Below are 25,178 nucleotides of genomic sequence, written 5' to 3'. Positions count from 1 at the left end.
AGGCCGGCACAACCCTCCATTCTCCACGGACGGAGTGCACGATGTCCCCCAGAAGACGCTGGGGCGCGGCCTTGTCCGCGCTCGCCGTCAGCGCCGCCACGTTCGTCGTGGCCACCCTGCTCACCACCGCCACCCCCGCGCAGGCCGCCGGCACCGGAGTCGGCTACCTGCACACCAACGGCAACAAGCTCGTCGACAGCACGGGCGCCACGGTCCGGCTCACCGGGATCAACTGGTTCGGCATGGAGACCGACAACCGGACCTTCCACGGTCTGTGGTCCAACCAGACCTGGAAGTCCCAGATCGACCACATGGCGCAGCTCGGCTACAACACGATCCGCGTCCCCTACTCCGGGGACGCGCTCAAGTCGGGCGCCACGGCCACGGGCATCAACGACTACGTGAATCCGGACCTCGTGGGCAACTCGCCCCTCCAGATCCTCGACAAGGTCATCGCGTACGCCGGGCAGAAGGGCATGCGCATCCTCCTTGATCGGCACCGCCCGAGCGCGGCCGGTCAGACGCCGTTGTGGTACACCGCCGCGGTGTCCGAGGCGAGCATGATCGCCGACTGGCAGATGCTCGCCCAGCGGTACGCCGGCAACTCGACCGTCATCGGCGGCGACCTGTTCAACGAGCCGCACGCCGAGGGCACCGATCCCAGTGGCACCGGCGCGTGCTGGGGCTGTGGCGACACCGCCCGCGACTGGCGGCTGGCAGCGCAGCGCATCGGCAACGCGATCCTGTCGGTCAACTCCAACTGGCTCATCGTGGTCGAAGGCGTCAGCTGCCCATCCGGCGGTTCGCCGAACGTCTGGGACTCCGTTCCGGACGACCCGATGACCTGTGACTGGTGGGGCGGCAACCTGGCCGGCGCCGCGCAGTACCCGGTGCAGCTGAACACGGCCAACCGGCTGGTCTACTCCGCGCACGACTACGGAATCTCCGTCTACGACCGGCAGCCGTGGTTCAAGGACGCGTCGTTCCCCGAGAACCTGCCCGCCGTCTGGGACCACTTCTGGGGCTACCTCTACAAGAACAACACCGCTCCGGTGCTCGTCGGCGAGTTCGGCAGTACGCTCGCCAACCCGCTGGACGTCCAGTGGCTGACCAAGCTGATGTCCTACATGGGCACCGGGGTCAACGGGATCTCGTTCACCTACTGGGCGTGGAACCCCAACTCCGGCGACACCGGAGGCATCGTCTCCGACGACTGGGTCACGGTGAACACCCAGAAGCAGAACATCGTCGGGCCGTACCTGATCGCTCCCGTGGGATCGGGGGCCACCTCGTCGCCCACCTCCTCGGCCTCCACCTCGCCGTCGTCCTCCACCTCACCCTCGGCCTCCACCTCGCCTACGGGCGGGAGCGGCACTGGCTCGTGTTCGGTGACGTACAAGGTAGACAGTTCGTGGCCGCAGGGCTTCAACGCCACCGTGACCGTCAGGAACACCGGAACGGCGACGGTCAACAACTGGGTCGCCACGCTGACCCTGCCGAGCGGCGTCAGCCTCGTGAACGGGTGGAACGCGACGGTCACGGCCAGCGGCCAGACGCTGACCGCGGCCGCACCCACCTGGGCGCCGAACCTGGCGGCCGGAGCCTCGGTCAGCTTCAACTTCCAGGCGAACGGGCCGTCCTCGCCGACACCCAGCGGGTACAAGCTCAACGGGGTGGCCTGCTCGGTCTGACCCCCGGTCAGACCCGTTCATTGTGACGCTGCGCAGGTTTCTGCGCAGCGTCACAGTCGTGCGTGGGCGGGTCCGGTGTGGATGCTGGCGATCTCCGGACGGTCACGTACCTATCCCGGGAGCTGATAGGTGCGCCAGCCTCCGGAAGTCACGGTGACCGCCCCGCGTGGCGCGGAGCGCGCCCGGTTGCGCGCTCGGTGGGGCGCGGCTGCGCACCGGGCTGCGCGCTCGGCGGAGCGCTCGGCGGGGCGCGGTTGCGCGCGATGGGCCGTTCTTGCGGACTTACAACCCCGCGACCTGCGCTTGACGTAACACGGCTGAAAAGTCTTGCAGCAAGTTATTGACGTATCTGAAACATTCGAGCACCCTCTCCTTCAACGGATGCAAGCCCCTCTCCACCCAGGCGCTCGCAGAAGGAAGTCCGTGCCCATGAAATTCCGAAAAGCGGCCGTGATCGCGACGATCGCGGCCGGCCTCGCGACCACCGCACTGCCCAGCCTGACCGCGAACGCGGCAGTGACGCTCAACGACAGCGACGTCACGGCGAACCTCTGGGAGTGGAACTGGAACTCGGTGGCTGCCGCCTGCACCAACCATCTCGGCCCGGCCGGGTACGGCGCGGTCCAGGTGGCTCCGCCGGCGGAGTCGGTCAGCCTGGCCACCAGTGATGCCGGCGTACACCCGTGGTGGGAGGTGTATCAGCCGGTCTCCTACAAACTGACCAGCCGCTTCGGCACCCGGTCGCAGTTCGCCGCGATGGTCACCGCCTGCCACACCGCGGGCGTACGCGTCTATGCCGACGCGGTCGTCAACCACACGGCCGGCGCGAACAACACGCTGACGACGACGTACGGCGGTTCGACGTTCAGCCCCACCGGCTACACGTATCCGGCCGTCCCGTACGCGTACGACGACTTCCATCACCCGAACGACGGCTACTGCGGCGATGACGACGGAGTCATCGACGACTGGAACAACACCGCCGAGGTCCAGAACTGCATGCTGCTGTCGTTGTCGGACCTGAAGACGCAGAGCAGCACGGTGCGGGCGAAGATCGCGGCGTACCTGAACGACTTGATCGGCCTCGGCGTCGACGGTTTCCGCGTCGACGCGGCCAAGCACGTCTCGGTGGCCGACTTCGCGGCGATCCGGGCGCTGCTCAACAACACGACGGCCGAGAACAAGGCGCCCTACATCGCGCAGGAGGTCTTCACCGGCGCGTCGAACAGCGAGCTGAAGCCGGCGGCGTTCACCTCCAACGGCGACGTCCTCGGCTTCTCGTACGCGATGGGCCTCAAGACGCAGTTCACCAACGGCACGCTCGCGAACCTGTCGACCATCCCGTCCTGGTCCCTGGACGCGACCAGCGATCAGACGTACGCCATGGTCACCAACCACGACCTCGAGCGGGACGGCACGACCCTGCGGTACCAGGACGGCACGAAGTACACCTTGGCCAACTATTTCCTGCTGGCCTACCCGTACGGCCAACCGTCCGTCTACGACGGATTCACGTTCTCGACGTCGAGCACGGGGCAGTCGCCGCCTGCCGACGCCAACGGGTTCGTGACGGACGCGAGCTGCACCTCCGGCGCCTGGCAGTGCATCACGCAGTCGACCGGCGTCAAGGGCATGGTCGGCTGGCACAACGCGACCGCGACCGTGACGACGGTCAGCGACTTCACCGCGACCGCGAGCAACATCATCGGGTTCCACCGGGGGTCGCTCGGCTGGGTCGGCATCAACGCCTCGGCCGGCCCGTCGACTGCCACCTACACCACCGGCCTCGCCAACGGAACCTACTGCGACGTGATCACGGGCGGTGCGACCACCAGCGGTTGCGCCGGCACGGCTGTCACAGTGTCGGGCGGCACCGCGTCGGTGACGATCCCGGCGAACGGCGCGGTCGCGATCCACGTCAACGCCCGGTCCGGCGGTGGGACGGCCTCGCCCAGCACCTCGGCCTCGGCTTCCCCCTCCCCGAGTGCCTCCCCGAGTGCCTCCCCGAGTGTCTCGCCGAGTGCGTCGGCAAGCGCGTCACCCACCGCTTCGCCGACGGGCACGACCGTCTCCGACACGTTCAACGTGTACGCGACCACGACGACCGGGACGGACGTCTACGTCGTCGGCAGCATCCCCGCCTTGGGATCGTGGAATACGGCGTCGGCCGTCAAGTTGTCGAGCACCGGATATCCAGTGTGGATGGGATCGATCGCGTTGCCGGTCGGCACCGCGGTCGAGTACAAGTACATCAAGAAGGACGCCGCCGGGAACGTCACCTGGGAGAGCAACGCCAACCGCACGTTCACCACCGGGACGGCGGCGCAGGCGCTCAACAACGCCTGGAGTGTGGCCGACGCGGACGCCACCGACCTGACGTTCGCCGAGTACGCGACCACGACGTCCGGCACCAACGTCTACGTCGTCGGCTCGATCGCCGCCCTGGGGTCGTGGGATCCCGTCAACGCGATCCCGCTGTCGTCCGCGGCGTACCCGACGTGGCGGCGGCTGGTGATCCTGCCGAAGAACACGTCCTTCGAGTACAAGTACATCAAGAAGGACGCCGCCGGGAACGTGACGTGGGAGAGCGGCGCGAACCGCACCTACACCACCGGCTCGTCGACCGGGTACGCGGTGAGCGACACCTGGAAGTGATCTAGAGACTGGTTGCCCGCCGCCTTTACCCTCAGCGCATGCGTGGAGTCATGGCGGCGGGCATCACCGGTTTCCTTCTCGGCGTGGCGGTATGGCTGGACACTCTCCGCCCGGGTGGGCCGCTCTTGAACGGCCAGGTCGAGCAGCTGCTTCCGGTGCCGTTCGCCGTCGTGAGCCTGGGTGTGGTCCTCTACACGATCAACGACCGGAAATGGGGCCGGGTCCCCTGGAGCAAGGTCAAACCGGTCCTCCGCGCGCTGCCGTTCGCCGTATGGGCAGTCATGCTTCCCCTCTTCGCTGCGACTCTGATCAACCTCGCTGTGTCCTACCGTTCCGGGCTGGCCGACCAGTCGGTGATGGCGCGTGGCGTCATCGGCAACCTGGCCTGGGTCTGTGCCGGAGCTGCTGCGCTGGGCTATGGCGTGCTCCGCCAGCGGCGTGCCGCCGAAGTGCCCTGATCTGCGGGAACTCCGAGCGATCAGCGGGGCGGGGCGAGGCGGTGCAGGAGCAGGGTTTCGGCCAGGCAGGCCCGCCGGAACTCGCCCAGGTGCAGGCTCTCGTCGATCCCGTGTGCCCGGCTGTCGGGGTCCTCGACGCCGTTGAGGACGATCGTCGTGTCGGGGAGGACCTCGGCCAGGTCGAGCAGCAGCGGGATCGATCCGCCGGAGCCGATCTCGACCGGGTCGACGCCGTCCCACGCGTCCCGTAGCGCGGCGCGGACCTGGTCGTAGACCGGGCCGGTCGAGTCGACCGCCAAGCCTGGTGCCGCTCCGCGACGGGTCAGCGTGACCGTTGCGCCCCACGGAATGTTGCGGCGTACATGCGCCTCCAGCAAGGCGAAGGCCCGGGACGGATCCTCCGTCGGCGCGATGCGGAGGCTGACCAGGGCTCGGGCGACCGGTGTCAGGGTGCTGGTCGCGCCTTCGATGGGCGGCACCTCCATGCCGAGGATGCTCACCGACGGGCGGCTCCACATGCGCGCGGTGGCGCTGCCGGTGCCGAACGGCGTACCGCCGGCCTCGGCGTACAGGCGGTCGGCCGGGTAGTCGATCGCCGGGTCGGGTGTGGTGGCGAGCCCGGCGATCGCGAGGTCTCCGGCGTCGTCGTGGAACGTCGCGATCAGGCGCGACAGCGCGATCACCGCGTCCGGCACGGCTCCGCCGTACATTCCACTATGGACGGCATGGGACAGGGTGCGGACCTCCAGAGTCGCCGTCACATGGCCCCGCAAGGACGTCGTCACAGCCGGTACGCCGACCGCCCAGTTCCCGACGTCGGTCACCAACGCGACGTCGGCCTGAAGGTCGGACCGCAACTGGTGGAGGAGACGCGGGGTCGCACCGGTGCCGTACTCCTCCTCGCCTTCGACGAAGACGACCACGCCGACGCCGAGGTCGTCGCCGAGTGCGCGCAGGGCCGCGACGTGCACCATGATCCCGGCCTTGTCGTCGGCCGCGCCGCGACCGTAGAGGCGGCCGTCGCGCTCCACCGGCTCGAACGGGTCGCTGGTCCAGAGCGCCGGATCGCCGGCGGGCTGGACGTCGTGGTGGGCGTACAGCAGGACGGTCGGACGGCCCGGCAGCCGCCGGGTGGCGAGGACGGCCGGTCGGCCGCCCGCGGCCACGAGGCGGGTCGCGAGTCCGCACTCGGTCAGCAGCGACGCCACCAGGTCGGCGGACCGGTCGATGGGGGAGAAGTCGAAGCCGGGCGCGGAGACGCTCGGGATGCGGACCAGCCGCTCCAGATCCGCCCGTACGCCCGGCATGACCGCGTCGAGCCGGGCGGCCGGCTGCGATTCCCCGCCGCCGCCTCGTGGGGAGGCGGCGGCAGCGCGCGAGGAGGGCGACTGCTCAGCTGCCATCGCGCAGATCGCTCGGCGCGGACGGGGCGTACTCGATGTGGTCGAAGACGACGTTGCAGCCCGACCCGGTCGGGGCCTGCGCGACGAAGCCCACCTGCGCGGGTCCGGAGCCGATGGCGAAGTTGCGCACGAACTCCCAGCGCTGCCCGTCGACGCCGGCGTGGAACGCGTACGCCCCACCGTGCCGGGCGATCCGCAGCCAGACGCCCTCGTGCGGATCGGCTACCGGCCAGGCATTCGCGTCGTCGGCCACGCCGTCGCAGACCACGCTCACGACGCCGGGCACGCCGCTCGGGGAGACCTCGAAGCAGAGCTTGGCCCAGTGCGTGTCGTCGATCCACACCAGCAGGGTTCCGGCGTCGAACGCGTCGCGGAACGTCACGCGTACTCGGGCGGACAGTCGCCAGTCGCCGTCCGGCGCGGCGGCCAGCGCGCGAGGCGCCGTCAGCTTGGTCTCGCCGCTGGAAGGGTCGATGAACAGGTCGGTGGTGGCGGGGGCGGACGCGCTCAGCACGCCGTCGTTCAGGCCGCACTCGGTCGGGGGGACGATCCACTCGAACTCGAGCGGCACCGCGGGCAGGGTGAACTCCATCGCAGAAGCGTGCCCGCTACTCATAGGTTCTTCAAGGCTTCGCGTCGTGACAACCCCGACAGCTCGGTCGCGGTCACGAACTCGCGGACCGCGCCCGGGTCGGTCTTCGCGTACTCGCGCAAGGCCCACCCGATGGCTTTGCGAATGAAGAAGTCCGGGTGTCCGGCCTGCGCCGCGCAGTAGCGGAACAACCGGTCGGCGTCGGTCTCCCCCTGGTAGCGCAATTGATGCAGGATCGCCGTGCGGGTCAGCCACATCTCGCTCCCTGGCGCCGCCCACTGGTCCATCACGCTTTCCAGCGACGGGTACGCCGAGACGAGTGGCCCGACGACGTGCGCCGCAAGGGCGTCCACGGTGTCCCACCACGGTTTGACGACGATCAGCTCGCGGGCGATCCCGATGAAGTCCTCGTCCAGCACTTTGGCGTACTTGCGCAGGTAACCGCAGGCGACGTATTGGTACTCGCGTTCGTCGAACGACCAGCACCCGAGGGCGATCTCGGCGGCGTCGGCCGACTCCGGCCGGGGCAGACCCGTGGCCACCTCCCGCTGGAGGGCGGCCAGCGGTGTGCTGGGGATGCCGAGGAACGGGAACTGGTCGCGCATGTACTTCCCCATCGCGGCGGCCCGTTCGGGATCCGCGTGGCGGGGCAGCGTCTCCCGCAACCGCGTCAGGAAGGTGGTCGCGAGTTCCGCCATGCCGACCTCATGCCACCCTTCCCGAATTGGCCGTGATCACGCTGCGTTCAGACTGCCATACTCAGGTCGTGGACACTGCGACTTGGACTCCGCCGGCGCTGTGGCAACCCGAGCCCGGGTGGCTCAACACCGCCAGCTACGGGCTTCCGCCGGAACCGGCTTGGCAGGCGATGCAGGCGGCCCAGGCCGACTGGCGCACCGGGCGTACCTCATGGGAGGGCTGGGACGCCGCCACCCAGCGAGCGCGGGAGGTCTTCGCCCGGCTCATCGGTGTCGACGCGGCGGACGTGGCCGTCGGCGCGCAGGTGTCGCAGCTGCTCGCGCCGGTCGCGGCCGCGCTGCCCGACGGCGCGACGGTGCTCGTCCCGGACATCGAGTTCACCTCCAACGTCTTCCCGTGGGCCGTGCACGCCGACCGTGGCGTCACCGTGCGTACGGCATCGCTGGACGGCTACCTGGACGCCATCGTCCCGGGCGTCGACGTCGTCGCGTTCGCGCTGGTCCAGTCGGCGAACGGCCGGGTCGCCGACCTCGCCGCGATCTCGGCCGCCGCCCGGGCGGTCGGCGCGCTCGTGGTGGTCGACGCCACGCAGGCCACCGGGTGGCTGCCCTATGACGGCTCGCTCGCCGACGTCGTCGCCGTCGGTGCGTACAAGTGGTTGATGTCCCCGAGAGGGAGTGGCTTCGCCTATCTGGCGCCGCGCGTGCGCGAGCGGGTGCGGCCGATCCTGGCCGGCTGGTACGCGGGAGACGACCCGCACGGGTCCTACTACGGCATGCCGTTGCGGCTGGCCAAGGACGCGCGGGCGTTCGACCTGTCCCCGGCGTGGTTCCCGTGGGTCGGGACCGCCCCGGCGCTGGAGGTGATCGAGGACATCGGCGTCGAGCGCATCCACGCGCACAACCTGCGTCTGGCGAACCGGTTCTTGCGAGAGCTGGGCCAGGAGCCGGGCGACTCGGCGATCGTCACTGTGGACGTGCCCGACGCCCAGCAGAAATTGGAACGAGCCGGCATCCGCGCCGCCGTCCGTGCGGGCGGCGTGCGGGCGTCGTTCCACGTCTACAGCACCGACGCCGACGTGGACGCGGCGGTCGCGGCCCTGCTCGGATGAGTTCCCGTCCCGCTGCCGGCGGTGGCCGCTGGGTCGACGTCGACCCGGAGCGGCTCTCGAAGTGGATCTCCGGCTTCCGTACGCGCCACGGCTCGGTCACCGTGGCCCCCGTCGCCTCCGCCGATCAGGGCTGGATCCGCCTCGCCGGCGCGGACGGCTCGACCGCGACGTTCCATCTCGCACCTGGGATGACGCTGCCGGTGGTCGAGGCGCCCAGCCTGCTCGACCTGGACCGGTTCGTCGCCGCCGCCCAGGAGCCCCGCGTCCTCGGCCTGCTCCTGGCCCGGCGCAACGCGGCCGCGATCGGCGTCGCGGACGGCCCCGACCTGGTCGCCTCGAAGGTCGAGACGTTCTACGTCCAAGCGCGTACCGCCGCTGGCGGCTGGTCGCAGCAGCGCTACGCGCGGCGGCGCGGCAACCAGGCGGCGGCCGGCGTACGCGAGGCCGCCGACGTCGCCGCCCGCATCCTCCTCCCGTATGCCGGGAAGATGGCCGCCCTGGTCTGCGGCGGCGACCGCCCGACGGTGGAGGCGATCCTCGCCGACAAGCGTCTGACCGTGCTCGCCGACCTCCGCCAAGGCCGGCTACTCGACGTCGCCGAACCGCGCCACGTCGTACTCCTTGACACCATCCCGCTCGCCCGCGCCGTCCCCGTCCACGTCGTCGACCCAGCGCCGGAGTAATCCAGCCCCCGGAGTGATCCACGCCACTGGGGGAATCCGATCCGGGTCCCTATGGTTGTGGATGCTGGTGCCGCGACAGTGTCCCCGGGCCTCACCTAACGCCATTACGGAATACCGTCCGGCTGGAGCCGTACTGCGCCACGCGCCGAGAGGCGACCGGCGGCACCGCCAACGTGAACGGGCCCCGACTCACCCGAGTCGGGGCCCGTTTCGTTTTCCGCCAGATCACGGTTACGCATGTCAAGGCCGCCCAAGATCGCATGCTTATCCGTGATCTGGCGGAAAACGCGGTGGGGTGGTCGGCCGCGTGAGTTCGGTGTAGCGCTCGGACTCCAGGAACATCGGCACGAGCATCGCCGCCGAAGCGGAGAGATCCCGGTCGAGCGCCTGCTCGCGGGGGATGAAGACCATCGCGAGGCCCTCGCCGAGCACCACGTCCTCCTGCTTGGCGTCGGTGTGGCCGGCGAAGAAATGGAAGGTCACCTGGTGCGGGAAACCTTCCTCGTAGGGGCGCGGCCCGGACCAGAAATGCTCGATGTCGGCGACCAGACCGGTCTCCTCGAGCAGTTCGCGGTGTGCCGCTTCGATCGGGGACTCACCGGGTTCGATGCGGCCGCCGGGCAGCGCCCATTGGTTGGGCGAGACGGGGGCGTACTCGTCCCGCAACTGCATCAAGAGCGCGCCGTCCGCGTCCACCAGCAGGACCGCTGCTACTTCGTAGGTCGCCATGCAGCGATCATTCCACCGATCTTGGCCGCGGACCGGCCCGTGGGCGGGTCAGGCGGGTTGGGTCAGGATCGCGGCGACCTCGTCGTCGGTCGTCGCGGAGAAGTCGTCGTACCAGGCGCCGACGGCGTGGAACACGTCCGGTGTGACGACGGCGATCACCTCGTCGGCCAGCGGCGCCAGGTCGGCGATCGCGCCCGGCGGCGCGACCGGGGCCGCGACGATCACGCTGGTCGCGCCGCGTGCGCGGGCGACTTGGCAGGCCACTGCGGCGGTCGCGCCGGTGGCGATGCCGTCGTCGACGATGAGCGCGGTCCGGCCCTGGAGCGGCACCGGCGGACGATCGCCGCGCAGCCGCCGGACCCGGCGGTCCAGCTCGGCGGATTCGACCGCGCTGATGTGGGCGACGGCGGATTCGGGCAGACCCCGCGCGCCGGCGGTCAGGATTCGGGCGTTCTCCTCACCGATCGCGCCGACGGCGAATTCGGGCTGCTCGGGATGGCCGAGTTTGCGGACGACAATGACGTCGAGCGGGGCGCCCAGGACGGCGGCGATCTCGGCGGCCACCGGTACGCCGCCCCGCGGCAGCCCGAGGACGACCACCTCACCGCGTTCGGCGCGAGCTGGAACACTCCCGGCTTCGACGAGCCGGGCGGCCAGCCGGCGACCGGCGTCGGCACGATCCCGGAACGCGTTCACCCTGCCATTCTCCTCCTGGGATCCCCGCGCGGCACCCCTGATCGTCCGCGATCAGCCGGCCGAGGTCTCGCCGGTTCGCCCTGCGTACGCAGCCCGTTCCGGCAGGATGCCGGAAAATGACCGGCAGCACGCCCGAAAATGAGTTGCACAAGATCGGCGAGGGGCTGTTACGCTCGCTGACATGTACATCGCGTGAGGTCTCGCCGCCGCCGTTGGGAGCCTGGGTTCGCCGAACCCGGAGTTCGCGGCCTGCGGCACCGCCAGCAGTCATCGGTCCGTTCCGGGCGCCGAGCTGCGCGCCCGATCCAATGCGAGGAGACACGTCATGCGAGAAGAACTTCCCGAGAACGAGGCCACCGAGCCGGACCAGGACCCGGACGCCGGCTTGACGCGGGCGGAACGCCGGGCGAAGGGCAAGAAGGGCGGCCAGGCGCAGCAGGCGCACGGCAAGCCGCACTTCGTCCCGAAGAACTCGCAGGGCCAGGCCCAGCGGATCTGGTCCAACCGCCGCGCCGGCTGATCTGATGTCGCACCCGCGCCCGTACCCGGTCCGCTATGTGGTCCTGGGTGCGGGCGCGGTCGGCGGTGTGGTCGGCGGGCTGCTCGCGGTAGCCGGCCATGAGGTCGCGCTGCTGGCTCGGGGCGACCATCTGGCGGCGATCCGCCGGGACGGGCTGCAGGTCCAGACGCCCGGCGCAGTGCACCAGCTCAAACTGGACGCCGCCGTCGATCCTGCGGAGTTGGGGCTGCGCGACGGCGATGTGGTGCTGCTGGCGGTCAAGGGCAACGACACCGAGGCCGCGTTGCAGAGCGTCACCCGGACCGGCGTACGCGGCCTCACCGTGGTCTGCCTGCAGAACGGCGTCGCCAACGAGCGCCTGGCGCTGCGCTACTTCGCCGACGTCTACGGCATCTGCGTGATGCTGCCCGCGACCCATCTGGAACCCGGGGTCGTCCGGGCGGACTGCGCGCCGGTGCCCGGCATCCTCGACATCGGACGAATCCCGTCGGGCCTGGACGACCGAGCCGCTCGGATCTCCGCTGACCTGCGCAGCGCCGGGTTCGTCAGCGAACTCCGCGAGCACATCATGCCGTGGAAGTACTGCAAACTCCTGGTCAACCTCGGCAACGGCATCCGGGCGGTGTGCGTACCCGCCGAGCGGGTCGAGGAGCTGGTCGCCGAGGCGCGTGCCGAGGCGGCCGCCGTCCTCGACGCCGCCGGGATCGCGTACGTGTCCGAGGCGGAGGACCGCCGCCGTCGCGGCGACATCCTCCAGCTCAAGGGTTCCCGCTCGGGCAGCTCGTCCTGGCAGAGCCTCGAGCGCGGCACCGGCAGCATCGAGACCGACTACCTCAACGGCGAGATCGTGCAGCTGGCGCGGCAGCTCGGCCGCCCCGCCCCGCTCAACGAACGCACACAGCGGTGGGCGACCCGTTTCGCCGCCGAGCGCCGCCCGCCGGGCACCCTCACCGTCGAGGAATGGCTCAGCTGATCGGCCGCCGGCTCGGCCCCGCGGGCCGCTCCATCGCTGTGGTCGACCCGAACCCGAACTTCTCGTACAGACCGTGCGCGTCGCTGGTGTGCAGCATCCACCGGAACTCGCGGCCCGGCCCATCCTCGATCATCTTGTGCACCAGCGCCACGCCCAGCCCGTGCCCGCGGTGAGCGTCGTCCACATAGACATCCGCCAGATACGCGATGGCCAGCCCGTCGGACACGGCCCGCGCGAACCCCACCAGCTTGCCGTCGGAGTCGAAGGCTCCGACGACCCGCCACGCGGTCCGCACCTGCTCCGCGAAGTCTTCACGGGTACGCCATCGGCCCCAATAGGCCTCCGTCGACAGGAACGCGTACGCCGTGTCGACGTCGATCCGAGCCGGGTCGTCGTCGACTTCGTACCCTGGTGTCACTGGGGTTTGCGCCATAGCGTCCATTGTTCCGGTCCGGCCGACACGGGCAGGTTCCCGGTCACCTCGAACCCGTGTCGCTCGTAGAACGGCAGGTTCCGCGGATTCGACGACTCCAGATACACCGGTACGCCGTCCGCGTCGAACCGGTCGAGCCCGGCCTGCAGCAGCGCCGATCCCAGCCCGCTGCCCTGCGCCGCCGACGCGGTCGCGATGAACTCCAGATACCAGTGCCCCGGCGGCTGCTTGTCGTGATGCTTCTCGACGTCCCCGAGCCGGCCGAGCAACCTCGGCAGGCGTACGCCCGCCGCCCGGGCGATCGAGGGAGCGGCCCGCACCATGGCCGGGGTCGGCAGCTTCCAGTCGCCGGGCGGCGACCAGATCGTCAGCGCCTGCCGGTCGCCGGTGGTGAACACCCGTTCCTTCGGCACGGAATGCCGCAGCAGCGCGCCGAACAGCAACGCGAGCCGCTGCCGTCGCCTGGCCGGGCTGTCGGAGTCGTGGTGCAGCATCCACGACCACACGGGGTCGCCGTCAAACGCGTCGGCCATCGTCGCCGCCAGAGCCGGAAGGTCGGCGGGAATCGCGATGCGGATCTCGATCACCGGAGTATTCGAAAGGCTTTCGCGTTCCCTGTCAACCTCCCGGCCTCCTCACTGCGGCGGCAGCTGGATCGTCCGAACGAACGGCCACTGCTTGTAGAGCTCAGGGTTGGCGGTGACGACGTGTGCGCCCTCGGGCGCATCTGGGCTCGGCAGTGCGACGGCAGCGGTGTGTGCTACATCGAGTTCGGACCACTCCCAGGCGTCGCTCGCCAACACGTGGTGGTAGCGCAGCGCGACGACGGAGATGGCCGGCAGCATCCCGACGTGCTTGACGAGGTGTGGCTGGTGCCGTCCGGCTGTGGCGAGGCAGGCGGCCGGAGTGAGGACGACCCGGTCGAGCCGTTCCTCCGTGGCCTGGAGGAAATCGGCGAGCCACACGCTGCGACCGAGCGCGAGCAGGCTTGAGGTGTCGAGGAGGAGGGTCTTCGGAGTCATGGTCACAGCTCGTCCAGCCACTTGTGGGCGGCGGCGACGCCCTCGTCGGTCGTGACGATGCCGAAGGTGTCACGGAAGTACTCGTGGACGACATGTCCGCGAGCCTTCAGCTCGTCGGGGGTCAAGGTCTTCTCGGCGAACTCCATCAAGAGCTTGCCGAGGCTGATGCCGCGCTGGTCGGCGATCAGTGCGAGCCGGTCCCTGACCTCGGTGGTGACGCGGATGGACGTGTACGCCATCGGACGAGCATACGTCGTGTATGCACTCGGCGCGGCGACCAGCCGGGGTGGAGCGAGGGTTGTCATGCATCCATTCGATCGCAAGGCGTTACCGCATTACGACGGCATTTCGAAGAAAGATTCTTCGATCTTGTCGGTGCGGTCGACTACGTTCGGCGGCGTGACGAAAGCTTCGCAGCCTGCGCCGCCGAACCTGCCTGCCGAGTGGTCGACCGGGACGCCGGTCCTCGACGACGAGGAGGAGTGGTGGCAGCTCGACCTCGCCGGTGAGACGTTCGAGGGGGAGGCCGCCGGGCTGGAGGTGGAGCAGAGCCGGCTCACCCGCGTCCGGCTCGGGGGCGTACGCCTGGAGAGGGCCACCTTCGTCGACTGCGCGCTGCATCACTGCGACCTGGCGAACCTGAACGCCGACCGGTGTGGCCTGCGGCGGGTGGAGCTGGTCGAGTGCCGGGGCACCGGGATGGTCTACATCGGTGGTGCGCTGCGGGATGTCACCCTGCGCGACTGCCGGCTCGATCTGACGACGTGGCGCGCGACGACCTTCACCAAGTCGGCGTTCGTCGGCTGCGATCTGCGGCGGGCCGATTTCGTCGGGGCGGATCTGCGTGGGGTGCTCTTCGAGCGCTGCGATCTGACCGCCGCTCAGTTCAGCAACGCCAAGCTTGAGGGCGCCCGGTTCGTCGACTGCGACTTGAGCGGGCTCGGCGGGGTGGCGAGCCTGGCCGGGGCGACCGTTCGCGCGGACGATCTGGTCGTGCTGACCGAGCTGCTCGCCGGCGCGCTCGGCATCACCGTAGAGCGCTGAGGCCGCGGCCTTGTAGCCTCGGCCGATGATCTCTCTCGTCGCGCGTCCGGTGGCGATCAACCCGCTGTCCACCGGCGGCTATCCGGTGCTGGGCCTGGTTCTTCTCGCGATCGGCGGCTGGCTGCTCTGGCGGTCTCGGCGGGCGGGGAACCCGTCCCGCCGGGAGGAGCGGCTCGGTGGGATCGCCTTCGCGGTGCTGGGGTTCGTGATCGCGATCGGGGGACTCATCGCGGTCTCGGTGGATTGACGGCCTCGGCGGATTGAGCTGGGGATTCGGCGCGTTCCGATTGACATGCAGCCGATAGGCTGCCTATCGTTAAAGGCAGCCAAGAGGCTGCATATCTGAGGTGGGTATGGACGACGTCTTCCGGGCGCTGGCCGATCCGAGCCGGCGGCAACTGCTCGACAGTCTCAACGAGCGCAACGGGCAGACCTTGCGGGAGCTGTGCGCCGGGCTGCGGATGGCGCGGCAGTCGGTGAGCAAGCACCTGGCCGTGCTGGAGGCGGCCAACCTGGTCACGACCGTGTGGCGGGGCCGGGAGAAGTACCACTACCTCAACGCCGAACCGATCAACTCGATCGCCGACCGGTGGATCGGGCAGTACGGCCGGGCGCGTGCGCAGGCCCTGGCCGACCTGAAGCGGGCATTGGAGGGAGAACCCATGAGCGACACCGAGTTCGTGTACACGACGTACATCCGGACCACGCCGGAGAAGCTGTGGCAGGCGCTGACCGATCCGGCGTTCACCAGCCGCTACTGGGGAACCGAGTTCGAGACCGATTGGCAGAAGGGCTCGACGATCACCTGGATCTACAAGGGGCTGCGGATGGCCGATCCGGAGCAGGTGATCCTGGAGTCGCAGCCGTATCGGCGGCTGTCGTACACGTGGCACACCTTCACGCCCGAGTTCCAGGAGATGGTGGGCGGCATGCCGCCGGAGATGGCCGCCGAGCCGCGGTCGCGGTTGACGTTCGAGCTGGAACCGCAGGGCGACGTCGTCAAGCTGACCGTGATCCAGGACGGCTTCCAGCCGGGCAGCCAGGTGCTCGAAGGCATCCGCGGCGGCTGGCCGCCGCTGCTGTCCAGCCTCAAGTCGCTGCTGGAGACCGGCGAGCCGCTGGCAGTGTGAGACGAAGCCGCCCCGGCGATCGGCCGGGGCGGCTCCGTGCTGCCGTGAGGGGGAGTCAGGCAGCGGTGATGCGTACGGCGTCCGCGATGACGTAGCCGGTCCCGGTCGTCCACCGGCTGACGCCGACCACGTTGTGGTCGCCCGCCGCCAGTGTGAACGTACCGAGGTTCACCCAGGTCCCGCCGGTCGACCGTTGATCGACCGAGACCGTCACGTTGCCGGTGGTGGTGGCGACGACGAACGGGGTGGCGCTGTTGTATCCGCTGTTGGCGGGATACCAGACCGCGACCTTGTAGCTGCCGGCCGCCGGGATGTCCGCCTTCCACCAGGCGGCGTCGGAGACCGACTGCGGATTGGCGAACCGGTAGTCGGCGCCGTACCGCTGCGTCGAGTACGCCGAGCTGCCCCAGTTGGCGCTGGCGGTGAACCGGCCGCTGTCGGTGTTGTCCACGATGACGCTGAACGGGCCGCCGCTCACCGTACGCCCGGTGCTCGGCGCGCTCTGGGTCTGCAGGCGGTCCAAGGCGGTCACGTAGTAGGTGTAGGTCTGCCCGGCGACCGCCGACTTATCCAGGTACGCCGTTCCGCGTACGGTGGTCAGCAGGTTCGTCGCGTCGGTGAAGGCGCAGGCGTCGGCCGGTCCGGCCCCGGCGATCCGGTAGACGGCGTACGACGTGCCCGATCCGGTCCAGTTCAGCTGGACGCCGGTGCTCACTCGCGTACCGGTCGGAGTCGCGGGTGCGGCCGGCGGCGTGCCGGTGACCGACAGAGGCAGGAGCGCGGGCCGGGTGTAGTGGTCGGCCGTGAGCCGGGTGACGCCGCCGAGCCGGTCGGCGAGGATGTCGTTGGCACTGAAGTGGATGTCGCCGTCCACTTCGGGGTAATTGCGGTTGAGCATGAGGTGGTTGGTCAGCTCGGTCGTCGTCTGCCACTGCGCGGACTGGCCGGACGCCCCGACCCGGTACGTCGCCTGGCCGATGTAGAGCTGCGTGTTCGTGCCCGCCACCACGTCGGCCCACCAGGGCATCAGGACGGCGTAGTCGGCCGTGGTGAAGCCGATGTGCCAGTAGATCTGCGGGGCGATGTAGTCCAGCCAGCCGGACTTCACCCACTTGCGGGAGTCGGCGTAGATCGCGTCGTACGACTGGAGCCCGCTGGTCTGCGAACCGAGGGCGTCGGTGCTCGCGTTGCGCCAGATGCCGAACGGGCTGACCCCGAACTTGACCCAGGGCTTGGCGGCGTGGATGCGCTGGGACATCTCCTGCACGAGCAGGTCGACGTTGTTGCGCCGCCAGTCGGCGATGTCGGCGAAGCCGCCGCCGTACTGCGCGTAGGTCGCCGCGTCCGGGAGGGCCACCCCGGAGACGGGGTACGGGTAGAAGTAGTCGTCCCAATGGACGCCGTCGACGTCGTACTTGGTGACCGCGTCCATCATCGCGTCCTCGACGAACGTCCGCACCGCCGGAATGCCCGGGTTGTAGTAGCGCCGGCCGTCGTAGGCGAAGGTCCAGTCAGGATGCGTACGCGCCGGGTGGGTCGCCGTGAGCGTCGTCAGGTCGGTGGTCAACGCGACCCGATACGGGTTGAACCAGGCGTGGAACTCCAGGTTGCGGGCGTGCGCCTCGCTCACCATGAAGGCCAGCGGGTCATAGCCGGGGCTGACGCCCTGCGTACCGGTGAGGTAGCGGGACCAGGGCTCGTAGGCCGAGGGCCAGAACGCGTCGGCCGTCGGGCGGATCTGCACGACGACGGCGTTCATGTTGTGCTGCACGGCCAGATCGAGCCACGACTTGAACTGGGCCTGCTGCGTGGCCGCGCTCAGCCCCGTCGCGCTGGGCCAGTCGATGTTGGTGACGCTGGCGATCCACATCGCGCGCAGCTGGCGCAACGGGGTCGCGGGGTTGGGGGTGCACGCGACGGCGGCCGTGACGCCGTCCGACTGCCCGCCGCCGACCCGAGGCTGCGCGGGATTGGCGGTGGCGGGCAGTGCGGACGTCACCAGAGCGACCACCGCGGCCAGCAGGACCGAGACCGTGAGACGGCGCATAGGGGGGATCCTCTCGATCGATGCTGGTGCGGTCGTCGATGTGGTGTGAATGATTTACCACAGCGCGCATCACTTTGTGAAGACGTGACTGGCCCTCTTGACATCGACGGCGAAGCGCGGATGATGCTCTCACCGCCCACGCGTCTCCAAGGAGGAACGCAGTGCACAGACCCAACATCCCACGTCCTATGTCCGGGCTGGTCGCGGTCTTGATCGCGGCCGCCGCCTGCCTGACGACCGCCGCCCCGGTTCAGGCCGCGACCGCGATCCACACCGAGAAGCTTCTCTTCGACGGCGGTGGCAGCGAGGTCCTCAACGGGATCACCTACCACTCGTTCCGGATCCCGTCGCTGATCCGCACCACGCAGAACACGCTTCTCGCCTTCGTCGAAGGCCGCGCCTCAGCCAACGTCGACTACGGCAACATCAACCTCGTCTACAAGCGCTCCACCGACAACGGCGCCACCTGGTCGTCGCTGCGCGAAGTGGTCGGCGCGGGCCAGGGCACCTGGGGCAACCCCACCGCCGTGGTCGACCGCACCACCGGCACGATCTTCCTGTTCCTGAGCTGGAACCCCGAAGGCGTCAGCGAGAACGGCGCCACCGGCACCACCAAGATGAACGCCTGGGAGCACCGCAAGGTCTACCTCTCCAAGAGCACTGACGACGGGCTGACCTGGACGACGCCGCAGGACCTCACCGAGTCGCTGAAGCCGAAGACCCTCAACGGCAAGACCTGGGTCTGGGACGCGATGGGCCCGGGCGCCGGCGTACAGCTGACCGTCGGCGCGCACGCCGGACGCCTGGTCATCCCCGCGCTGCACCGCAACATCTACAGCGACGACCACGGCGCGACCTGGAAGTACGCCCTGATCACCGATCCCGCCGACGGCACCGTCCAGGACGGCACCAACGAAGGCACCATCCTGGAGCTGACCGACGGCCGCCTCTACCGCAACGACCGGGCCTCCGACGGACTGTGGAACATCGCCAAGCGACGCTGGGTCACCCGGGGCACCATCGAAGGCGGCTTCGGCGCGTACGCCGCCGACTCGACGCTGCTCGACCCGCGCTGCGAAGGTTCGATCATCCGGTACAACCTCGACGACCCGACCCGGATCGTGTTCCTGAACCCGCCCAGCACCGTCACGCGTACCGACATGGAGTTCCGGATCAGCTACGACGAAGGGGTGACCTGGCCGATCTGGCGCAAGACCAGCGACGCCCCGCTGCCCGCCTGGTCGGAGCTGGGCACGGCGAACGTGCAGGAGGGCGGCTACAGCAGCATGGCCAAGACCGCCGACTACTACGTGGGCGCGCTGATCGAGGTCAACGAGAACGCCGACGCCAACAGCACGTCGCACCGCTCGATCGTGTTCCGCAAGGTCAACCTGCCTTGGCTCCTCAACGGCCAGACCGAACCGTGACCGTCGGCCGGGTCCGGTGGGTTCGCCTGTCGGACCCGGCTCATAGAATCTCCTGGCAGCGGCGCGTTGGGGGGTTGTCAGGATGCTCGTGGTGCACGGGGTGTGGCGCGCCTCCGGCGGACTCGCCCTCTGGGCTGAGGACTCGACGCTGCCCGCCGTCGGCAAGAGCCGCCGAATCCACCCGTACGCCGTCGCCCCCGACGTGTACGGCAAGCCCGGCGAGGCCACGTTTCTGCTGCCCAGCGCCGGTGGACGACCGCTGGAGTCGCCGGAACTCTTCCGGGAGGACGCGCCGAAGCATCGGGTGCCGAAGCTCGCCCCCTGGCAGGTCTCCACCGTCGAGCTGGACGCCGACGAAGCGCTGGAGTTCCTGCTGACCCCGCCCGACGGAGCCGGCGGGACGATCCGCCACCTGGCCGAGGTCGCCCGCTACGCCGTCGACCTGGTCGCGCGCGGTCGCGTCGTGCCCACCGTCGGCGGCACCGACGACGTCCCACTCGCCCTGTGGCGGCCGGTGCTCACCGGCGAGGACCGCCCGTGGGTGCAGACGTTGCTCCACGCGATGCCACCCGTCGGGCGTACGTCGGAGACCGGGGAACTGCGGCACGCCGAAGAAGTCTTCGCCCAAGCCCTGGACGCGCTGGTCGACGCGGCCGCCCGGACGGCCCTGCCGGCCGAGGACGCCGACACCTGGCCGGGCGCGCTCGCCGGGACCCGTCGCGCGTTCACCGCCACCCCCGAACAGCTCGCCAAGCTTCGCCACGACCTCGACCAATGGGCACGCGACGCGGCCGCCGGATCGGTCCGCGCCTTCTTCCGGCTGGTCGAGCCGCTCGACCCGGAGTCCGACGACCCGTGGCGCGTCGAACTGTCCCTGCAAGCCGCCGACGAACCCAGCCTTGTGGTCCCGGCCGGCGACATCTGGGAGTCCCAGCGCGGCCACACCGCCCTCGCCCGCTACCTCGACGCTCCACAAGAGACCTTTCTCGCCGAACTCGGCCGGGCCGCCCGCCTCTGGCCGTACCTCGACCGAGCGCTCGCCGCCGCCCGACCCGCCGACCTTCCGCTCGACACCGCCGAGGCGCACGCGTTCCTCCGCGACGCCGCGCCCCTGCTCGCCGGGGCTGGGTTCGGCGTACTGCTGCCCAGTTGGTGGGGCAAGACCGCGGCCCGCATCGGGGCGAGGCTCACCGCGAAATCTCCGACCGCGCCCGCGACCGTCGCCAACAGTACGAGCCTCGGTCTCGACGCGATGATCGACTACGAATGGCAACTCGCCCTCGGCGACCACACCCTCACCGAGGCCGAACTCAAACGGCTGGCCAAGGTCAAGGCTCCGCTGGTGCGCGTACGAGGGCAATGGGTCGAACTCGACGCCAAACGGCTCGCCGCCGGCCTCGCGCTCATGGCGACCAAGGGCCAGATGAGCGTGCTCGACCTGCTCACGGGCGCTCCGGCGGCGGCAGCCGGGCTGCCGGTGGTCGACGTCCAGGCCTCCGGATGGGTACGCGGACTGCTGGACGGCGAGAAGATAGCGGCCGTCGAGCCGTCCGGGCAGTTCACCGGCGTACTGCGGCCCTACCAGCAACGGGGCCTGTCCTGGCTGGCCTTCCTGGAACGGCTCGGCCTCGGCGCAGTCCTCGCGGATTCGATGGGCTTGGGCAAATGTCTGAGCGCCGATATGAGGGTCATGGTCAATGGCGCGCTGGTTCGCGCGGACGACATCTGGCACCGCTACGCGGGCGTGGATCGATTGCATGATGGCGAAGGGGAGTGGGCGGAGCCGACCGAGAGCCTGATGGTCAATTCGATCGACTCCGACGGCGTGATCGTCGAGGCACCGATCCGGCGGCTCTACCGGCAGCATGTCAGTGAGCACATGCGGCGGGTCCGGCTGGACGACGGTAGCGAAGTTCTCATCACCAAGCGCCACAAGCTCTTGAAGGTCGACGACTGGACGACTGACGTCAAGGTCGGCGACCGGCTATGCGTACCGAGTCGGATCGTCTGGAAGGGCGCGCCCGTCGATCCGGACCTCGTACGTCTGCTGGCGTGGCAGATCGCCGAAGGCCACGAACGGGGTCCAGGACTGCTCCGCATTACGCAGAAGGACAGGTCTGTTCTGGACAAGCTCCTCGAAGCGGTGCCCGGACTCGGCACCCGATTGGACATCCAGTTCAACAAGCCCTCCATCGTCGCCCAACGGAACGTGAACGTGCTCAGGATCAACAGCGTCGAGTACGCCAGAATGCTCGCGCTCATGGGCTATGAGTGGGGTCGGCGGTCGGCGGCGAAAACAATCCCCGACTTCGTCGTCTCGGCGGACGACGAGACCATCCGGTTGTTTCTGCGCGAGTACTTCACCGCTGAGGGCTCGGTTCTGAGAACCGGGGTGGTGGAGATCGCTTCGGCGTCTCCTATCCTCATGCAACAGCTGTCCATGATGCTCAGGCGCCTCGGCATCTGGCTACGCGTTCGTACGAAGATGAAACGCGCGACAAATGGAAGCGGCATTCTTCGGCCGTATCAGGTCGGGCTTGTCGGTGGGCCGTCGTTACGTCGGTTCGTCGAGCTTGTCGGGTTCTCCGACTCGGTGAAGTCCAGCAAGGCGGAATGGTTGTGCGGCGTCGCGGCCAACACCAATGTCGAGGGCGTGCCTGGGACCGACCTGCTCCAAGCGGCGTTGGAGGTGACCCGCCTGCCGCAGCGGCACTTCGGCCTCGGCGCGGTGTATTTCGCAGGGACGCAAGAGCTTTCCCGGACTACCGCTCTCGTAGCGGTTCGAGCGATGGACCGCATGCTGTCCGGTGAAGCAGCAGATGAGTACTGCCACCAGCCGCGAACCAAATGGACCACTGCAGTGCTTGGGGCCTACGACCACCTCGATCGTCAGACAGTGCGTCGGATTCGGGATGTGCTGGCGCACCGGGCGGCGAGTGAAGTGCATTACGCGCGCGTCGTGGAGATCGAGGAGGTGGAGTACACCGGCTGGGTCTACGACTTCGAGGTCGAAGAGCATCACAACTTCGTGGCCGGTGGCATGCTCTGCCACAATACGGTGCAGCTTCTAGCGCTTCTGAGCAGAGAAAACGTCGGCCCTACGTTGTTGGTGTGTCCGATGTCGCTGGTCGGGAACTGGGAACGGGAAGCCGCCAAATTCGCCCCTGCTCTGCGCGTACACGTGCATCACGGGGCTGAACGGGCGCAGGGCGAGAGCTTCCTGGAGGCTGTGCGGGGTGCGGACCTGGTCGTGACGACCTATGCCCTCGCGGCCCGGGACGCGGAGGCGCTGAGCAAGATCCAGTGGCATCGCGTGGTGGTCGACGAGGCGCAGGCGATCAAGAACGCGGCGACGCGGCAGGCGGTGGCGATCCGGTCGCTGCCCGCGCGGCACAAGATCGCGGTCACCGGTACGCCGGTGGAGAACCGGCTCGCGGACCTGTGGGCGATCATGGAGTTCGCGAATCCGGGGCTGCTCGGGCCGGCCTCGGAGTTCAAGCGAGCCTATGCCGAGCCGATTCAGCGGCAGGGCGATCAGGCGGCGGCCGAGCGGTTGCGGCGGTTGACCCAGCCGTTCGTGCTGCGGCGGTTGAAGACCGACAAGTCGATCATCTCGGATCTGCCGGAGAAGCTGGAGATGGAGGTGGTCTGCAACCTGACGGCGGAGCAGGCCACCCTATATCAGGCCATTGTGGACGATGCGTTGGCGGCGATCGAGGGCGCCGAGGGCATCGAGCGCAAGGGTCTGGTGCTGGCCACGATGACCAAGCTCAAGCAGGTGTGCAACCACCCGGCGCAGTTGCTGCGCGACGGTTCGCGGCTGGCCGGGCGGTCCGGGAAGCTGGCGCGGCTGGAGGAGATCCTCGAAGAGGTCCTCGAAGCGGGGGAGAAGGCGCTCCTGTTCTCCCAGTACGCCGAGTTCGGCGGCGCGTTGCAGGCGTACCTGACCGGGCGGTTCGGGCGTGAGGTGCTGTTCCTGCACGGCGGCGTGGCGAAGTCCGGCCGCGACGAGATGGTTCAACGCTTTCAGTCGGACGACGGCCCGCCGATCTTCGTGCTGTCGTTGAAGGCGGGCGGCACCGGTCTGACGCTGACGGCGGCCAACCATGTCATCCACGTGGACCGCTGGTGGAATCCGGCGGTCGAGGACCAGGCGACCGACCGCGCGTTCCGCATCGGGCAGAAGCGCGACGTGCAGGTGCGCAAGTTCGTCTGCGCGGGCACGGTCGAGGAGCGCATCTCGGCGATGCTGGCCGAGAAGCGGGAGCTGGCCGATCGGATCGTCGGCACGGGCGAGGGCTGGATCACCGAGTTGAGCACCGACGACCTGCGTGACCTGTTCACTCTCGACCGATCGGCGGTGGTCGAGTGACGACCCCGCAGTGGCGTGAGTTCGGCCGTCCCCGCAAGGTGGCGGGCGGTATCAAGGCCCGGTCGGCGCGGGGTTCGATCGGCGACACCTGGTGGTCGAAGGCGTTCATCGGCGCGCTGGAATCGTTCGCGGACAAGGGAAGGTTGACTCGGGGGAGGTCGTACGCCCGAGCCGGGCAGGTGCTCTCGCTGGACATCCAGCCCGGTCAGGTCAGCGCGGCCGTGCAGGGGTCGCGGGCCACTCCGTACGCGGTGCGGCTCGGGTTCCCGCCGCTCGGCGAGGCGACCTGGGCGGGGCTGGAGCGGCAGCTCGCCGCGCAGGCCCTGTTCGCGGCGCATCTGCTGGCCGGTCAGGTGCCGCACGAACTCGTCGACCTGTTCGCCGCCGAGGGTGTGCCGCTGTTCCCGACGCGTGCCACCGACGTGTCGCTGGACTGTTCCTGCCCGGACTGGGGCTGGCCGTGCAAGCACATCGCCGCCGCGTGCTACCTGCTGGCCGAGCGGTTCGACGAGGATCCGTTCACGCTGCTGCTCTGGCGCGGGCGTACGCGGTCTGATCTGCTCGACGCGTTGCAGGTGCAGCGGGGTTCCGGCGTCGTCACGCCGGTCGTGGGCACGGCGGCGGCGCTCGGCGAGCCCGGGGAGGAGCCGCCGGTGTCGCGGTGGTGGTCGTCGCCGACCCCGCTTCCGCCGACTCCACCCGTCGGGCTGCCGGATGTCCCGTTGTCGCGCCAGCTCGGCACGCCGCCGCCGTCCGTCGGCGGAGCCGAGGTGGGCCTGCTGATCACCGGCGTCTCCGCCGGGTCAGGGCCCGCTGCTCAGGAAAGCGCGCCGAGCAGCCAGGACAGCTGAAGCTCCTGCGCGGTGACCAGCGCCGCCGCCCGCAGATGCCGCCGCTCATCCCCATCGGGGAGCGCGTCGGCCAGCGCTACCATCGCGGCTGCGGTCTGCGGCCGGTAGCCGAGCGTGGCCCGCAGGTAGAGCGAGTGGCGCAGGTGGTCGAGGGCCCGCTCGGGTTCGTGCACCGACAGATGACGCACCACATAGGACTGCAACAGCGGGTCGCCGTCCTTGGCCGCCTGGTCGAAGTGGGCCTTCGCCGCGCTCGGGTCTTCCAGGATGTTGTCGGCGAAGACGCCCAGGTGGAACTCGCCCCAGCCGGCCAGCTGCGGATCCGCGGCGGCCGCCTCGTAGCCCACGCGCACCACGGCCTGGTCGTCCGGCCGGACCTCGTGCTCGAACAACAAGCGGCTGTACGCGTGCCGGGCGGCCAGGTATCGGCCGGTGGTCGACGCCGGGTCGAGGGCGTCGACCGCGTACTGCGCCGCGTCGTGGTCCTCGCCCTGCCAGAAGAACCGGTCGATGAGCAGCTCGGCCCGGATCTCGGGGGTATCCGCCCGGTCGAGCGCCGACTGGAAGTGGCCGAGCCGGTGCAGTGCTGCTGTGTAGGGGTCTTTTGCTAGCATGGGGCCTACGATATGGATCGCGAATGTA

At 69.4% G+C, this 25,178-nt stretch carries 24 protein-coding genes; 13 read left to right on the top strand and 11 right to left on the bottom strand.

The annotated features are described in order from the left end of the window. Positions 1–41 precede the first annotated feature (41 nt). From HDA40_RS11290 to HDA40_RS11280, 3 genes are all read left to right on the top strand, one after another. On the top strand, positions 42–1,691 hold the full coding sequence (locus HDA40_RS11290; protein WP_253754748.1) for a cellulase family glycosylhydrolase: 1,650 nt from the start codon (positions 42–44) through the stop codon (positions 1,689–1,691). A 429-nt stretch (positions 1,692–2,120) separates the two neighbouring features. Further along, the gene (locus HDA40_RS11285) at positions 2,121–4,346 is read left to right on the top strand and encodes a carbohydrate-binding module family 20 domain-containing protein (protein ID WP_253754746.1); all 2,226 of its coding nucleotides are present in this window, start codon (positions 2,121–2,123) and stop codon (positions 4,344–4,346) included. Between the two features lie 38 nt (positions 4,347–4,384). After that, positions 4,385–4,804, top strand: coding sequence for a hypothetical protein (locus HDA40_RS11280; protein ID WP_253754744.1), 420 nt, complete (start codon positions 4,385–4,387; stop codon positions 4,802–4,804). 20 nt (positions 4,805–4,824) lie between these two features. On the opposite strand, the gene HDA40_RS11275 is transcribed toward HDA40_RS11280, so the two are convergent. Genes HDA40_RS11275 through HDA40_RS11265 form a run of 3 tightly spaced genes read right to left on the bottom strand, consistent with a single transcriptional unit; the run spans position 4,825 to position 7,497 of the window. After that, positions 4,825–6,207 (bottom strand): M20/M25/M40 family metallo-hydrolase, encoded by a 1,383-nt coding sequence (locus HDA40_RS11275; protein WP_275978219.1) that lies wholly within the window; start codon positions 6,205–6,207, stop codon positions 4,825–4,827. Further along, a complete protein-coding gene (locus HDA40_RS11270; RefSeq protein ID WP_253754742.1) occupies positions 6,197–6,799 on the bottom strand; it encodes a DUF1349 domain-containing protein in 603 nt (200 codons plus the stop codon). Before HDA40_RS11270 ends, HDA40_RS11275 begins: the two co-directional genes overlap by 11 nt. A gap of 20 nt (positions 6,800–6,819) precedes the next feature. After that, complete coding sequence (locus HDA40_RS11265) at positions 6,820–7,497, bottom strand: DNA alkylation repair protein (protein ID WP_253754740.1); 678 nt, start codon at positions 7,495–7,497, stop codon at positions 6,820–6,822. A 68-nt stretch (positions 7,498–7,565) separates the two neighbouring features. On the opposite strand from HDA40_RS11265, the gene HDA40_RS11260 reads away from it, so the two are divergent. Beyond that, complete coding sequence (locus HDA40_RS11260; protein WP_253754738.1) at positions 7,566–8,609, top strand: aminotransferase class V-fold PLP-dependent enzyme; 1,044 nt, start codon at positions 7,566–7,568, stop codon at positions 8,607–8,609. Further along, positions 8,606–9,292 (top strand): acVLRF1 family peptidyl-tRNA hydrolase, encoded by a 687-nt coding sequence (locus HDA40_RS11255; RefSeq protein WP_253754736.1) that lies wholly within the window; start codon positions 8,606–8,608, stop codon positions 9,290–9,292. Before HDA40_RS11260 ends, HDA40_RS11255 begins: the two co-directional genes overlap by 4 nt. A 264-nt stretch (positions 9,293–9,556) precedes the next feature. On the opposite strand, the gene HDA40_RS11250 is transcribed toward HDA40_RS11255, so the two are convergent. Both HDA40_RS11250 and HDA40_RS11245 read right to left on the bottom strand, forming a co-directional pair. Continuing rightward, positions 9,557–10,021: an NUDIX hydrolase gene (locus HDA40_RS11250; RefSeq protein ID WP_253754734.1), complete on the bottom strand. Its 465-nt coding sequence runs from the start codon at positions 10,019–10,021 to the stop codon at positions 9,557–9,559. Between the two features lie 48 nt (positions 10,022–10,069). Next, positions 10,070–10,717, bottom strand: coding sequence for a phosphoribosyltransferase (locus HDA40_RS11245; RefSeq protein WP_253754732.1), 648 nt, complete (start codon positions 10,715–10,717; stop codon positions 10,070–10,072). 325 nt (positions 10,718–11,042) lie between these two features. Between HDA40_RS11245 and HDA40_RS11240 the strand changes: the two genes are divergently transcribed. After that, positions 11,043–11,237, top strand: a complete 195-nt coding sequence (locus HDA40_RS11240; protein ID WP_253754730.1) for a hypothetical protein — start codon at positions 11,043–11,045, stop codon at positions 11,235–11,237. A 4-nt stretch (positions 11,238–11,241) separates the two neighbouring features. After that, positions 11,242–12,210, top strand: coding sequence for a ketopantoate reductase family protein (locus HDA40_RS11235; RefSeq protein WP_253754728.1), 969 nt, complete (start codon positions 11,242–11,244; stop codon positions 12,208–12,210). Here HDA40_RS11235 and HDA40_RS11230 read toward each other — a convergent pair. From HDA40_RS11230 to HDA40_RS11215, 4 genes are read right to left on the bottom strand one after another with little or no spacing between them, the layout of a single operon-like run. Next, positions 12,203–12,643 (bottom strand): GNAT family N-acetyltransferase, encoded by a 441-nt coding sequence (locus HDA40_RS11230; protein WP_253754726.1) that lies wholly within the window; start codon positions 12,641–12,643, stop codon positions 12,203–12,205. The genes HDA40_RS11235 and HDA40_RS11230 overlap by 8 nt on opposite strands. Next, positions 12,625–13,230, bottom strand: coding sequence for a GNAT family N-acetyltransferase (locus tag HDA40_RS42075; RefSeq protein WP_253754724.1), 606 nt, complete (start codon positions 13,228–13,230; stop codon positions 12,625–12,627). The genes HDA40_RS11230 and HDA40_RS42075 overlap by 19 nt, the downstream gene beginning before the upstream one ends. A 48-nt stretch (positions 13,231–13,278) precedes the next feature. Then, a complete protein-coding gene (locus tag HDA40_RS11220) occupies positions 13,279–13,665 on the bottom strand; it encodes a PIN domain-containing protein (protein WP_253754722.1) in 387 nt (128 codons plus the stop codon). A 2-nt stretch (positions 13,666–13,667) separates the two neighbouring features. After that, a complete protein-coding gene (locus HDA40_RS11215) occupies positions 13,668–13,904 on the bottom strand; it encodes a hypothetical protein (RefSeq protein WP_253754721.1) in 237 nt (78 codons plus the stop codon). A 160-nt stretch (positions 13,905–14,064) separates the two neighbouring features. Here HDA40_RS11215 and HDA40_RS11210 point away from each other — a divergent pair, with 160 nt between their 5' ends. The 3 genes from HDA40_RS11210 (at position 14,065) to HDA40_RS11200 (ending at position 15,839) form a co-directional block, all read left to right on the top strand. After that, positions 14,065–14,709, top strand: coding sequence for a pentapeptide repeat-containing protein (locus HDA40_RS11210; protein WP_253754718.1), 645 nt, complete (start codon positions 14,065–14,067; stop codon positions 14,707–14,709). 25 nt (positions 14,710–14,734) lie between these two features. Then, complete coding sequence (locus tag HDA40_RS11205) at positions 14,735–14,956, top strand: LPXTG cell wall anchor domain-containing protein (protein ID WP_253754716.1); 222 nt, start codon at positions 14,735–14,737, stop codon at positions 14,954–14,956. Between the two features lie 106 nt (positions 14,957–15,062). Beyond that, positions 15,063–15,839 (top strand): ArsR/SmtB family transcription factor, encoded by a 777-nt coding sequence (locus HDA40_RS11200; protein ID WP_253754714.1) that lies wholly within the window; start codon positions 15,063–15,065, stop codon positions 15,837–15,839. 55 nt (positions 15,840–15,894) lie between these two features. Here the strand turns inward: HDA40_RS11200 and HDA40_RS11195 are convergent, their stop codons facing one another. Continuing rightward, on the bottom strand, positions 15,895–17,886 hold the full coding sequence (locus HDA40_RS11195; protein ID WP_253754712.1) for a family 10 glycosylhydrolase: 1,992 nt from the start codon (positions 17,884–17,886) through the stop codon (positions 15,895–15,897). A gap of 161 nt (positions 17,887–18,047) precedes the next feature. Here HDA40_RS11195 and HDA40_RS11190 point away from each other — a divergent pair, with 161 nt between their 5' ends. From HDA40_RS11190 to HDA40_RS11175, 3 genes are all read left to right on the top strand, one after another. Further along, positions 18,048–19,313 (top strand): sialidase family protein, encoded by a 1,266-nt coding sequence (locus HDA40_RS11190; protein ID WP_253754710.1) that lies wholly within the window; start codon positions 18,048–18,050, stop codon positions 19,311–19,313. An 82-nt stretch (positions 19,314–19,395) separates the two neighbouring features. Then, positions 19,396–23,685: an SNF2-related protein gene (locus HDA40_RS42070; protein WP_308197688.1), complete on the top strand. Its 4,290-nt coding sequence runs from the start codon at positions 19,396–19,398 to the stop codon at positions 23,683–23,685. After that, on the top strand, positions 23,682–24,536 hold the full coding sequence (locus HDA40_RS11175; RefSeq protein WP_253754708.1) for an SWIM zinc finger family protein: 855 nt from the start codon (positions 23,682–23,684) through the stop codon (positions 24,534–24,536). The genes HDA40_RS42070 and HDA40_RS11175 overlap by 4 nt, the downstream gene beginning before the upstream one ends. Here the strand turns inward: HDA40_RS11175 and HDA40_RS11170 are convergent. Beyond that, positions 24,503–25,150, bottom strand: a complete 648-nt coding sequence (locus HDA40_RS11170) for a hypothetical protein (protein ID WP_253754705.1) — start codon at positions 25,148–25,150, stop codon at positions 24,503–24,505. The two genes, HDA40_RS11175 and HDA40_RS11170, sit on opposite strands and share 34 nt — an antisense overlap. Positions 25,151–25,178 lie beyond the last annotated feature (28 nt).

Origin of the sequence: Hamadaea flava (assembly GCF_024172085.1) — a bacterium.
Classification (GTDB): domain Bacteria; phylum Actinomycetota; class Actinomycetes; order Mycobacteriales; family Micromonosporaceae; genus Hamadaea; species Hamadaea flava.
This window is presented reverse-complemented; position numbering and strand designations above follow the sequence as displayed.

Coding starts and splice junctions, on each gene's coding strand:
- HDA40_RS11195 (WP_253754712.1), bottom strand. CDS start 17,886: ATGCGCCGTCTCACGGTCTCGGTCCTGCTGGCCGCGGTGGTCGCTCTG.
- HDA40_RS11215 (WP_253754721.1), bottom strand. CDS start 13,904: ATGGCGTACACGTCCATCCGCGTCACCACCGAGGTCAGGGACCGGCTC.
- HDA40_RS11220 (WP_253754722.1), bottom strand. CDS start 13,665: ATGACTCCGAAGACCCTCCTCCTCGACACCTCAAGCCTGCTCGCGCTC.
- HDA40_RS11235 (WP_253754728.1), top strand. CDS start 11,242: ATGTCGCACCCGCGCCCGTACCCGGTCCGCTATGTGGTCCTGGGTGCG.
- HDA40_RS11270 (WP_253754742.1), bottom strand. CDS start 6,799: ATGGAGTTCACCCTGCCCGCGGTGCCGCTCGAGTTCGAGTGGATCGTC.
- HDA40_RS42070 (WP_308197688.1), top strand. CDS start 19,396: ATGCTCGTGGTGCACGGGGTGTGGCGCGCCTCCGGCGGACTCGCCCTC.
- HDA40_RS11285 (WP_253754746.1), top strand. CDS start 2,121: ATGAAATTCCGAAAAGCGGCCGTGATCGCGACGATCGCGGCCGGCCTC.
- HDA40_RS11250 (WP_253754734.1), bottom strand. CDS start 10,021: ATGGCGACCTACGAAGTAGCAGCGGTCCTGCTGGTGGACGCGGACGGC.
- HDA40_RS11205 (WP_253754716.1), top strand. CDS start 14,735: ATGATCTCTCTCGTCGCGCGTCCGGTGGCGATCAACCCGCTGTCCACC.
- HDA40_RS11280 (WP_253754744.1), top strand. CDS start 4,385: ATGCGTGGAGTCATGGCGGCGGGCATCACCGGTTTCCTTCTCGGCGTG.
- HDA40_RS11170 (WP_253754705.1), bottom strand. CDS start 25,150: ATGCTAGCAAAAGACCCCTACACAGCAGCACTGCACCGGCTCGGCCAC.
- HDA40_RS11255 (WP_253754736.1), top strand. CDS start 8,606: ATGAGTTCCCGTCCCGCTGCCGGCGGTGGCCGCTGGGTCGACGTCGAC.
- HDA40_RS11275 (WP_275978219.1), bottom strand. CDS start 6,207: ATGGCAGCTGAGCAGTCGCCCTCCTCGCGCGCTGCCGCCGCCTCCCCA.
- HDA40_RS11240 (WP_253754730.1), top strand. CDS start 11,043: ATGCGAGAAGAACTTCCCGAGAACGAGGCCACCGAGCCGGACCAGGAC.
- HDA40_RS11200 (WP_253754714.1), top strand. CDS start 15,063: ATGGACGACGTCTTCCGGGCGCTGGCCGATCCGAGCCGGCGGCAACTG.
- HDA40_RS11230 (WP_253754726.1), bottom strand. CDS start 12,643: ATGGCGCAAACCCCAGTGACACCAGGGTACGAAGTCGACGACGACCCG.
- HDA40_RS11290 (WP_253754748.1), top strand. CDS start 42: ATGTCCCCCAGAAGACGCTGGGGCGCGGCCTTGTCCGCGCTCGCCGTC.
- HDA40_RS11265 (WP_253754740.1), bottom strand. CDS start 7,497: ATGGCGGAACTCGCGACCACCTTCCTGACGCGGTTGCGGGAGACGCTG.